General features: G+C 38.2%; 8 protein-coding genes and 3 pseudogenes. 2 read left to right on the forward strand and 9 right to left on the reverse strand.

Going from position 1 to position 11,059, the window contains the following annotated elements:
* Positions 1 to 2 precede the first annotated feature (2 nt).
* From VB733_RS21140 to VB733_RS21170, 7 genes and pseudogenes are all read right to left on the reverse strand, one after another.
* Positions 3 to 1,010, reverse strand: a complete 1,008-nt coding sequence (locus VB733_RS21140) for a hypothetical protein (RefSeq protein ID WP_323342033.1) — start codon at positions 1,008 to 1,010, stop codon at positions 3 to 5.
* Complete coding sequence (locus VB733_RS21145) at positions 1,007 to 2,119, reverse strand: DegT/DnrJ/EryC1/StrS family aminotransferase (RefSeq protein WP_323342034.1); 1,113 nt, start codon at positions 2,117 to 2,119, stop codon at positions 1,007 to 1,009. The genes VB733_RS21140 and VB733_RS21145 overlap by 4 nt, the downstream gene beginning before the upstream one ends.
* On the reverse strand, positions 2,116 to 3,165 hold the full coding sequence (locus VB733_RS21150; RefSeq protein ID WP_323342035.1) for a Gfo/Idh/MocA family oxidoreductase: 1,050 nt from the start codon (positions 3,163 to 3,165) through the stop codon (positions 2,116 to 2,118). The genes VB733_RS21145 and VB733_RS21150 overlap by 4 nt, the downstream gene beginning before the upstream one ends.
* Positions 3,166 to 3,209: 44 nt before the next feature.
* Positions 3,210 to 3,698, reverse strand: a complete 489-nt coding sequence (locus VB733_RS21155; RefSeq protein WP_096613020.1) for an acyltransferase — start codon at positions 3,696 to 3,698, stop codon at positions 3,210 to 3,212.
* Between the two features lie 96 nt (positions 3,699 to 3,794).
* The gene (locus VB733_RS21160; protein ID WP_323342036.1) at positions 3,795 to 5,033 is read right to left on the reverse strand and encodes a WecB/TagA/CpsF family glycosyltransferase; all 1,239 of its coding nucleotides are present in this window, start codon (positions 5,031 to 5,033) and stop codon (positions 3,795 to 3,797) included.
* A gap of 944 nt (positions 5,034 to 5,977) precedes the next feature.
* Positions 5,978 to 7,399 (reverse strand): fdxN element excision recombinase XisF, encoded by a 1,422-nt coding sequence (gene xisF / locus VB733_RS21165; protein ID WP_323342037.1) that lies wholly within the window; start codon positions 7,397 to 7,399, stop codon positions 5,978 to 5,980.
* Between the two features lie 44 nt (positions 7,400 to 7,443).
* A pseudogene (locus tag VB733_RS21170) lies at positions 7,444 to 7,782 on the reverse strand (nitrogenase component 1); the annotation flags it as partial.
* A gap of 123 nt (positions 7,783 to 7,905) precedes the next feature.
* On the opposite strand from VB733_RS21170, the gene VB733_RS21175 reads away from it, so the two are divergent.
* Positions 7,906 to 9,396 carry a site-specific integrase gene (locus tag VB733_RS21175; RefSeq protein ID WP_323342038.1) on the forward strand — a complete coding sequence of 497 codons (1,491 nt, stop codon included), beginning with the start codon at positions 7,906 to 7,908 and terminating at the stop codon, positions 9,394 to 9,396.
* A gap of 279 nt (positions 9,397 to 9,675) precedes the next feature.
* Here VB733_RS21175 and VB733_RS21180 read toward each other — a convergent pair.
* Both VB733_RS21180 and nifH read right to left on the reverse strand, forming a co-directional pair.
* A pseudogene (locus tag VB733_RS21180) lies at positions 9,676 to 9,912 on the reverse strand (nitrogenase molybdenum-iron protein alpha chain); the annotation flags it as partial.
* Positions 9,913 to 10,100: 188 nt separating this feature from the next.
* A pseudogene (nifH, locus tag VB733_RS21185) lies at positions 10,101 to 10,280 on the reverse strand (nitrogenase reductase); the annotation flags it as partial.
* Here nifH and VB733_RS21190 point away from each other — a divergent pair.
* Positions 10,276 to 11,059 (forward strand): recombinase family protein (locus tag VB733_RS21190; RefSeq protein ID WP_323342039.1); only part of this gene is annotated, 784 nt, incomplete at its 3' end. The pseudogene nifH and the gene VB733_RS21190 overlap by 5 nt on opposite strands.

Raw genomic sequence — 11,059 nt, forward strand, 5'->3', positions numbered from 1 at the left:
CCTCATAGCAGTTGTACAAATTCCATCTCTTGCTCACTAGTCTGGAAAGATTTTTTCCAGATAACTTCAGCTGCTTTTAGTCCTCCAGTTTGCAAGCGAATAATTGGTTCTGGTCCTACGGCTGATGGCAAAATTCCCATATGCCCAGCTTTGGGTTCTAGTTCTGGACAGATAGGAATTTTATAGTTTGCACAAGCAGAACGATCTATATCCCCCCAATACTGAGCAACTAATGTTCCTGGCCAATATTGGGCGATCATCTTAGCATCTTGAATCGATATTACTGGCTCTGGTTGAGGTTGCAAAGCTATGACAATTGCATCATAAGGTTTGTCTATTGGTGCAGCAGCAATACTATCTGCTCTATCTACATTAGCACCAGCATTGATTAAACCGCGTTCTATAAAAGAACTGAAAGGATTATCGCACAACAATAAAATATTACTTGTGTATACTGCAATACCAGCATCTAGTAAGAGCTTTACAGCCATTATTCCTAAAAAAGAAAATACATCTACTGCTGAATGCCTTTCGTTTATACCTACAACTTCAATGCCTTGTTGGCGACAAGCAGCAAGATCGATATCTTCTGGTCTAAATTCCCAAGCTTCGTACATTAATCCAATCACTGCCTTGCGCTTCATCCAAGCGATCATTTTTGCATCAAGCGGACGCAGGTGTCCGCTATTAGTAATAATGTCAGCTTGTTCCACAATCTCTGAAGATTTCTCGGTAATAAATTCGATGCGATCGCTAACTCCAGCTATTTCGGCTAATTCCAACGTCAGAGCTTTTACTTCTTCTATGCTTCCATAACGACTGTTTTGTGTCAAAGCAAACACTTTTTTTGCTCCTGCGATCGCTGCTATGACAGGTGTAGTTGCGTAAGCACCTGTAGCTGCTTCTGTCAGGATGATCGCATTTTGAAGTTGAAGATCGCAGTGTTTAATAGACTGCTGCATTAAGGTGACTAGACGATGAGGATTTAAACCAGGACGAGTGTCTATCATTCAACCTTTGCTCCCTGAAGTATATTCTTTAAAGTTTTTGCCACAGTATTAACCTGTTCTGTTGTCAGTTCGGCATACATGGGCAGCGAGAGTACTTCGTTGGCTACTAATTCTGAATTGGGAAAATCTCCCAGTTTATAACCTAAATCAGCGTAAGCTGGTTGCAGATGTACAGGAATTGGATAATGAATCCCAGTTTGGATACCTTGCTCATTTAGTCTTGCCTGTAGCATCTCTCGTTGTTTAGTTCGCACAGCATAAACATGATAAACATGATGGCTGTAGGGCATGACTGTTGGAGTTTTCACTCCCGAATCTGCCAACAACTGATCGTAATGTGCTGCGTGGGTTCTGCGTGCTTCTGTCCATTGGTCTAAATAACGTAACTTCACCCGCAAAATTGCTCCCTGAATGCCATCCATGCGGTAGTTGTACCCCTTGAGAACATGATGATATCTTTCTTCTTGTCCCCAATCCCGCAGCATTTTTATCGTGCGAGCATACTCAGGATTACTGGTGACAACTGCACCACCTTCGCCATAGGCTCCTAAATTTTTGCCAGGATAAAAACTAAAGCAGCCAATATCCCCAATACTGCCAATTCTTTGCCCTTTGTACTCAGCACGATGAGCTTGAGCCGCATCTTCAATTACGGTCAAACCATAACGGCGAGCAATTTCCATGATTGGCTCCATATCAGCTGGCTGACCATATAGATGCACTGGCAAGATTGCTTTGGTTTTGGAGGTTATGGCTTGTTCTATTTTTGTAACATCAATGGTGTAAGACACTGGATCGATATCTACAAAAACTGGTGTAGCTCCTGCATAGCAAATTGCTGCAACCGTAGCGACAAAAGTGAAAGGTACAGTAATAACTTCATCACCAGGACCAATCCCGGCTGCTAGTAATGCTAAATGCAAAGCACTAGTACCCGTATTGACAGCTAGAGCATAGTCTGAATTGCAGTAAGCAGCAAACTCTTCCTCAAAAGCCTTCACTTCTTGACCCAAAACAAATTGGGTACTGTCTAACACCTTTAAAACAGCATGATCAATTTCGTCTTTGATGCTTAAATACTGAGTTCTTAAATCTACAAATGGAATCATACTGCCACCTCTGCTAAATTTAATTTTACTAATTGACCTTGCTGTTGCATCGAATGGGTGGCAGCTTCCAGAATTTTAACGATGTGCAATCCTGCATGTCCGTCGGTAATTGGACGTTTCCCCTGCTCTATACACTCAATAAAATGTATTGCTTCTGTTCGCAGTGCCTCATTCATTTCTAATTTGGGAGCCCACATATCTCCAGCACGATAACCGATTAACATCTGGTAAATATTTTCAGTATTAGTATTACGATTACCGTTTAAAGTAATGCCTTTATCGTACACTTTGATTTTTTCACTGGGTTCTAAGTCATCAAAGAGAATCATTTTTTTGCTACCACCAATCAGAGTCCGACGTACTTTGACTGGTGCTAACCAGTTAGCATTAATATGAGCGATTAGGTTGTTATTAAAAAATAAAGTTAAATAGGCAATATTTTCTGGTTCTCCAGGAACATGACTGATCCCAGTCGCTGAGACAGCATAGGGTTGTTCTTGTAAGACGTAGTTCATAATCGATAAATCGTGAACGGCTAAGTCCCAGAGAACATTGACATCGTGTTGAAATAGCCCTAGATTGACCCGCACTGAATCGTAGTAGTAAATATCACCCAGTTCTTTGCTGACTACTAACTCTCGCATTTTCTGAACCGCACCAGTATAGACAAAGGTGTGATCCACCATTAAAACTAAATTACGTTTTTCTGCCTCTTCAATCAACCTTAGCGCTTGTTCGGTTGTAACCGTCATCGGTTTTTCTACTAAAACATGCTTACCTGCTTTTAATGCCGCCAGCGCTAAGTCAAAGTGCGTAGATACAGGAGTTGCGATCGCGATCGCATCTATGTTTGGATTAGTGAATATATCTTGACAATCTGTGGTTACTTCAATAGCTGGATATCTAGTTTTTGCTTTTAACAATAATTCTGTTTTAAAATCACTTACCATGCTAACTTTAGCTCTTGATGATTCAATAAAATTACGAACTAAGTTAGGACCCCAATAACCATAACCAATTACACCAATATTAATTTTATTTTCCATTGATTTTTTATTTCCTTGATATCTACTTGATATCTATAAAATGCTTATATTTTTGAGCTATGAGAACGAACATCTCTAATTACACGAGCTGGGACTCCGGCGACAATAGCATAGTCAGAAACATCACTAATTACTACAGCACCTGCTCCAATAATCGCTCGTTTACCAATAGTAATTCCTGGAAGAATAGTGGCATTACTGCCAATAGAAGCACCTTGTTTAACTATGATTTGAACTGCATCCCAATCATCTTCGGTTTGCAAACTACCATCTTCATTAGCTGCACGGGGATAGCGATCGTTAGTAAACATCACCCCATGACCTATAAATACTTCATCTTCCAGAGTTACTCCATCACATAGAAAACTATGGGAGGAAATTTTACATCTTTCCCCGACAATGACATTCTTTTGAATTTCAACAAAAGTACCAATTTTAGTGCCACTGCCTATTTTGCAACCATAAAGATTAACCAAATCTGGATGAAAAATAATTACATTATCACCCAACAAAACATCATCACTAATTGCCATATTTGTGATTGCAGATTAATTACATTAATTAACTAGACAATTTTTTGAGCTTGTTTTAGTCAGCAATAATTTTGGCAGAGTACAAAATACATAAATCTAAGTAGTGAGAAATTCGGACTGTTGTTCTGATACTTTTGGATTTAGCCATAATCCTTTCCTTCGCAAATACTGTTCTATAATAACTATTCTTAATTGTTCACAAGATAAAATGTTAGTCTCAATCAAAATTTCTCCTAATTTTTGTGATTGTTTTGATTCTTGAATCAATAAGGCTTTTTGTAGGTTTGAGAGCTTAATTATTTTTTTATCGACCAAAATTTCTCCTAGTCTAATATTCTGATTTTTTAAATAATACTTAAGCTGGGGTAAAGAAATGAAATTGTTTTGAATTAAAATCTCTCCCAATTTCAGGTGGGGAAACTGCTTTTGTATTTGTAATGATTTTTCTAAGTCTTCTTTATTTAATAGCCCCTGTTTAAATAGAATTTCACCAATCTTACTTGGGGAAGTATCTAGTTGATTAATATCTATCAATATTTTTTTTTCTGATAAGCTTTGACGAGCTTGTTTAAATTTTTCTTTGTAATAAACAAGTAACTGTCTAATTGCTAAATACATAAAAGGAGGAATCGTGCCTCCATAACGCTTCCAAAGACGACGTGGCTCTTGCAGGAAACGGTATAACCATTCCAAACATAGGTTTTGAATCCAATAGGGTGCCCTGGGAGTATTTCCTGCATACATAGCAAAAACTGCACCGACACCAATCATGACTCCTTCAATCCGCCCTTGATAGTGAGACATCCAAATTTCTTGTTTAGGACATCCCAGACAGACAAAGATAATTCCGGCACCACTTTGATTAATTTCTTGGATTAGTTCTAGATTATGACTTTTGTCAATTTCATCAATTGCCACAAAGGGAATAGCTTTCATCCCTGCTATTTTTAAGATTGGATATTCTCGGTCTAGCTTTAGTTTCATTTTGTCTAAAATGTCTTGAGTAGAACCCAGAAAATAAACTGCCGTTCCCATGGTTTCGGCTAAAGCACACAAACTCAAGAAAACATCCATTCCTGCAACTTGATTTTGATGAAGCACTCCCAATTGGCGCAACATCAGTACCAAAGGTTTACCGTCAGGAGTCACTAAATCTGCTTTGTGTAAGATTTTTTTAAAGGAAAGGCTCCGATAAGCCTCCATAATCATATGAACATTGGCTAAACAAACAACTTTGCTAGTCCTCATTTTTGCCCAGCGCCCAATCAACATGATTTGCTCATCCAAAGGCAAACAAGTAATAGGAATATTAAGTAGTTCTGTTTTCGGGATCATTATTGTCACCAAATATTTATAGCAAAGCGATCGATAATAATGAATACTTTAATATAGATGTTATTTTTATTTTTCTATATCATGTTTAATAAATGGCATAGAAAAGGACGAAGAAATATAAACTTTCTTCTAAAATTAAGAATTATTTAATCCCTTAATTATTGGAAAAAGCTAAATTTAGATAGTATTAAGATGATTGACGTTTCGAGTTTTCCGGCGTTAGCCGAATCATCACGACTTACACAAATACTTTATAGACTGAGGGAACACTTATTTCTCTGTACAATTACTACTATGAATTGAATAGAAAAGTCAATAGATTCAGAGTAATTACGAGCAACTTTATATTAATCTTTATATGTCAGAACTATTTGACAAAATTCAGTAATAATTATTACTTACGCATTGATATTGTTGAGAGAAACCTATATAATTATCCCGCCAAAAAATAAAGATACAGCAGGTTGCAGGCTACTTGATGTCGCCAAATTTATTATGTATTAATTCATCTTCACTCAGAAGTCATTCAGACACCATGATTACTTTTAATTGCCACAATTAATGGCATTTTATATATCAATCTATTTACGAAAACGCTTTAATAAATAAAAAACGATCGCCAATAACAGAAAATTTTAGCCCGCGAACTAACCTGAATAAAAGAACGCCACAGAAAGACGATGCAGCAAGAAACAGCATGTCTACTGTTAGGAAACTCCCTGATGGCAAGGCAGTAACACCAAAACCTTCATTACTGCCTAATATCTGAATCCCAACCCTAGAGCTTACCAGTTTGAGTGAGGTAATAGGAGGATTCTTCCATCACAGACGATCGCAATTAAAGGCACTTTTATCAAATGAGAAGTTAGGAACGCCATGCTGAGTAAGAGAAGTCGAGATATATTGAAAAAGCTGGTGGAGGATTGCAGGAACGATCCAGACTTTCAGGTATTAAAATCCACTGAAAAACAATGCGTTCCATCCGCTTTCGTCGAGCAAACCACCTTGGCAATCAAATCTTGAAATATTGGTGTCAGTTCGCTTCGAGATAGCTTATCCCAGGAATTGCGAATCTGTAAAACTTCTAAATATTCCTCGTACCTTCTAGAAGTCGATTCCGCATTTGATTCCAAGCCTCGAATGAGTGTTTCCAGTTTTTGTTCCTTTTTAACAATTACTGGCTGGTAATCGCTGTCATTAAGTGCTTTCAATTTAATAATTTCTTTTTGTAATTCAATTATTTCTGAAGGTACTTGAATTTCTTCGTCTCGATCTAGATCGGATGCGATCGCAGATGCTTTTGTAGTCAAAGCTTTGATAACAGATGCGATAGCATCCTCATACCTATAAAACTTTTTGTAATCACAAATTATCTCTTTCCCTGCCCGATTCTTGGCTCCAAGACATTGTAAATACTCATTGTGGTAACGTTGATTGCGATCGCTCCTGGTAAGGGTAATTTTTCTCATCCGGCGACCACAGTGCCCACAGTAGCACAGGGATACCAATGGATTCGCTTGGTTATGTCTGCGTCCAGCAGCATTCCGCTCCAGCAATGCAGAGATTTGATTAAAAGTTTCTAGGTCAATAATACCCTCATGATCGGAGTCAAGGATTAAGGTTTTATCTTTTTCCTCGGCATAATATCGAATGCGACCGCAAATTAGAGGGTTTTCCAGCCAGCGCTTGAGAGATGATGGCGATCGCGGAAAATCTAAATGTTTAATACGATGGCGATCGTATCCATAACTATTGCAGAGATACTCAATAGTTGCAGACAAGTTGCCAGTATCCAGGAATAGTTCAATAATCTCCAATGCTACATCTCGAACTGTTAACCCCGTTTCTTTGTAGGGATCGAGGTTTGGCTTAACTGTATCTCCATCTTTCTTCAAGCCAAATATTGCTTGGTAAATCTTTCTTTTTTCTTGAAAAAATCTATGCCCTTGAATTGAGTTGTAGCGGTTTTTATCTCTTACTTGGGCAGCCATCGCCGCTAATATCCGACTAGTGAATAATCCCTCTGGTGTCTCTAAATCCAAACTACCACCATCGAGAAACACTAACTCAACCCCAGACATCTGTAATTCCTGACGGGCAACTTCCCAACCCAAAGCTGAACGAGTAAATCTGTCAAAACATGGGACGATGATTTGATCAACCTGACCCAATCGCACTTTTTCTAAAACCTTGTTGTAGCCTTCTCTTTTTTCGCTACTGCCTGACTCAATATCCCAGTATATTTGTGCTTCCGTTAGTCCATACTGTTTCAGGCGATCAATATAGCGTTCCAATCCATGCCCCTCTGTGTGCTGCCTTTGGGTACTCACCCGACAATAACCCAATGCCTTTGACAAGTCTCGCATCGTTAACCATAATAGACATCTCCAATCGCATTATATGCTATTAAACGGAAGCCTTCGCAACGAAGAGGAATAACTGGCTTACCAATTTCTTTGGCAGTCTTCTTTGCTACTGCTTCGATGTCATCCCCAATCAAACCGATGGGACACTCAGATTGAATCGAGATACCATTATTCAGTGGGAAAAGTTCATCGATTTCGTGGATGAGTTTGACAAGTTTTTTGTCACCACCAAATACGATATCCCGTTCTTGGAAGTCAGAGGTAAAGTGCATGGTACCGAAAGAATCGACACCAGTTTTACCTACGTAGTAGTTACGACGACCAGACCAAGACCAGTAACCACAACCAACAGGACCGTGGCTGATATGAACCATGTCTTTGATTGAGACATTTTTATAGTATCATGTGAAAAGTTCCTCCATAACCAGTTTTAAGTAGCATATAGTTCACTAATAACTTTCTCAAATCTCCATTTGCATCACTATAAATTAAGTAAAAATTAAGTAATGACTGAATCTCAACACCAGGGTTTCCATAATTCGACAAGTCATTCAAGATTTAATTCGACAAGTCGAAATACAGCATCTACCGAAGTTAATGACAGTCAAGTTCAAGATATTTTTGCTGATTTTGAACCACCAGCAACTGCGGATGGAAGCTACAGGGGAACAATGGCTAAAGTGAAAGCTACAGAACTAAGGTATCAGGAAGTTTTTGATGAGAAATTGCTGGAAGCGATCGCCAATTTAAAAAGAGATAAGATAAAAGTAAGTATTAAACAAACTGGTAACTCATTACAGCTACAAGCGACTCTTCCGCTCAAACCAGGTGATACTTGTAAAAGTGGTAGAGGTAAAAAACAATACTTAATTAGCTTAGGGATACCCGCAAGTTTAGATGGGTTAAAAACTGCGATCGAGGAAAGCTATGAATTAGGTAAGTTAATTGCTAGACACACGTTTGAGTGGAATGATAAGTATTTAGGTGTTAAGGCTAAAGAAAAAGTAGAGATAAAAACAATCGGTGAGTTGCTAGATAAATTTGAAGATGAGTATTTTAAAAGAAACTCATTTACTGAAAAGCGTCAAAGGATGCTGCAAAAATATCGGATAGCAAGGATAAGAAGACACTGTAATTTAGAGCTAGAAGTAAATTATGATAATTTCAGAAATTGTATTAATAGTGTTCCTAGTGAAGGTGCTAAAGACGGACTTTTAATCGCCTTAAAATTATTATCTAATACCTTTAATCTTCAGTTTGATTTTTCAGATATTAAAGTCAATCGAGATCGAAGAATTAGGTATATACCTACAGATGAGCAAATAGAAGCTAGTTTTTTATTATTTGAACAAAGGTCATTAAATCGGAAAAAAGAGCCAAAGCCGGAATTGAGACATACCTGGAAACTCAAAGCTTGGTGCTATGGCATGTTAGCAACTTATGGGCTGAGACCTCATGAGCTTCTAACCCAACCAGATATAGATTGGTGGTTATCAGTTGAGAATGTAGATAATACTTGGAAAGTTCATGAATCCTGTAAGACTGGTGAAAGGGAAGCTTTTCCATTAAATTTATATTGGATTGAAAAGTTTGATTTAAAAAATCCTGAAAGATTGGCAGAATTAAAAAGGTGGAGTGAGAATCTAATTAAACCAGAGCAAATGGATTTTGCAGTTCAAAATATTTCTCAATTTTTTAAGCGAATTGGTATTAGCTTCCAGCCGTATGATTTACGTCATGCTTGGGCAATTCGGGCACATTTATTAGGAATTCCAATTAAAGCAGCAGCAGATAACTTGGGACATAGTATAGAGATACACACTCGAACTTATCAAAGATACTTTGGTCGAGATAACAGGAAGAAGGCTATCAATGAAGCAATGAATAAAAAATCAGAAATTGAATTACTCAAAGATAAAGTAGCTCAATTGGAATTAGAGAATGAAAAATTAAAACATGAAATTGCACTAACTATAGTTACTGTTAAACATAAATAGTTAAAAATTTTAAATCCTAATATCAAAAGGCAGAACCAAAAAAATTCTGTCTTTTTTCATGTTTCGGTTTCATATTTAAGAATATATGGAATGCAAATATCTATGAAAGTGCGATCGTATTTTGCATAATTAAGTCAAATTTAAGTAAGTTAATTTTCTCAATTAACTGATATATATAAAGCTAAAGTTGCGAGAGTGAGAAAAAACAAGTAAAAAACAAGAAATGAGTTAAACAATAAAGCCATAATGCTTGCTGTGCAATGGTTATAGCTATTATTTGATATCTTTGATTGGTCCCCAAACCACACCCTTGGAACCTGCATATGCACAACCACGAGCGGTCATTACACCAGGAACGGATTTGATGTTAGACTTAACGCCGCAATCAGATTTGCCTTCTTCGTGGACGTTGAGGTGTTTTTGGCGTTTCTTCTTAGATTTATCAGGATAAGCTTCTAGAACTTCGCTAATCAGCTTCTGATTTTCTTCTACAAGATTCTTGTCGGGAGGTGTCATATTTGCCTCTGTTACTTGTAATTAAGTATGTGGGGATAATTGCTTGTTGCGTCTGAATGTTGAGAGAAGGGGGAAGAGGGAAGGGGAAGGTGGAAGGCGAGAGCAACATTTGCTCCTCTTTGTCTTCCTGATATTTTTATCTTCCTGATCTTCCGAAACTTCCTTTTCTCCTTTTCCTACATTGCTAGTTATTTGGTAGCTTCAGCAGGCTTACCGATGATGTCAGCGTGCTTGGTGTCGTCATCCAAAATACCGTATTCAATCAACAATGCTTCTAAATCATCCATTTCCATTGGTGTTGACTTTACAACGGGGATAGACAGAGGTACGATCGCCTTGTAGGGTTTGTAGGACGCGATCGTAATGCGGGTAGGTTATGCGAGGGTAAGCACAGGGGAACAGGATGATGCGTTAATCCAGCAGATATCGAGGTTGGAAAAAGCCGGTGCCGTAAAAATATATTCGGATATTAAGTCAGGGAAATCCAGTAATCGTAACGAATTTAATAAAATGCTGGCACTTTGCCGTCAGGGAAAGATAACAGAGGTGGTGGTTACTAGAGTTGATAGGTTAGCCCGGTCGGTAATGGCGATATCGAAAGCGATCGCATTATTTGAGGAAATGGATATCAAGCTAGATATTTTAGACGCGCCAGTTGAAGACATATCAAACCCTTTCTCGAAGTTTTCCATTAACCAAATGGGAGCGCTAGCCCAATTTGAAAGTGACCTGTTACAGAACCGGGTAAAACATGGATACGCCTATTTCCGGGAGCAATGCAAAGCGCCTCCGCAACCACCGTTTGGCTATGTACGAGTGAATGAAAAGTATGAACCAGACATGGCGGTGCGGGAATGCGGAAAAACTAACTGGGTTGTGGCTAGAGAAATAATTGATTGGTTTTTGTCCAATAGGGCATCTGTGAGAAAAGCAATCCAATGGATACATGATACTTATGGATTAAGATTCTCGACTACTGGTTTTACTAATTGGATTAAAAATCCTACTTTGCGGGGGCATACTCGCTACAATGCCAAGTTCAACAACAATCGCCCTGAGAAATGGGATCTTCGCTTGGATACCCACCCAGCACTTATCGATGACCAAATCTGCAAAGAAATCGAGTTAGTGTTGGACAATAACAAAC

The organism is Calothrix sp. UHCC 0171, assembly GCF_034931845.1.
Lineage (GTDB): Bacteria > Cyanobacteriota > Cyanobacteriia > Cyanobacteriales > Nostocaceae > Brunnivagina.